This is a genomic window from Psychroflexus sp. MES1-P1E, from assembly GCF_002836055.1.
Lineage (GTDB): Bacteria > Bacteroidota > Bacteroidia > Flavobacteriales > Flavobacteriaceae > Psychroflexus.
In genome coordinates this window covers 1-452 of sequence record NZ_PJBS01000037.1, presented here as the reverse complement: position 1 = coordinate 452, position 452 = coordinate 1, and the positions used below count along the sequence as shown (strand labels likewise).

Annotated in this window: 1 protein-coding gene; it reads left to right on the top strand. The window is 32.3% G+C overall.

Annotated features, from left to right (window positions below; translation table 11 throughout):
• Nucleotides 1-51 precede the first annotated feature (51 nt).
• Entirely contained in the window at nucleotides 52-333 is a 282-nt protein-coding gene (locus CXF67_RS00220) for a transposase (protein WP_102086931.1), read from the top strand.
• Nucleotides 334-452: the final 119 nt, after the last annotated feature.

Below are 452 nucleotides of genomic sequence, written 5' to 3'. Positions count from 1 at the left end.
TCTACATTTGATGTGACGAATTTATATAGTCCGAAACTATAAATTTGAATTATGAAAAGACATTTTGACAATGAGTTCAAGACTATGATTGCAGAACTTTTAATCTCTGGCAAAACAGCGAAAGAAGTTAGTGAAGAGTATAATATACAAGACGGAGTAATAAGACGTTGGCGTAGAGAATACGAGGCCAAATCAGGAGATTTCTCAAAGAAAAGAGTAGTGTCTGCCGGTGAATTAGAACTGAAGCGGTTAAGAAAAGAATTACAAGAAACTAAATTAGAGCGTGATATATTAAAAAAGGCGGTGAGCATCTTTTCCAAGAGCGGCAATTAAGATATAATTTTGTTCTAGAAAACAAAGAATTATTTCCTGTCGAAAAGATGTGTAACTGTATGAAAATAAGTAAAAACTCTTACTACAATTGGCTAAAAGTAAAAGACATACCAAAAAAA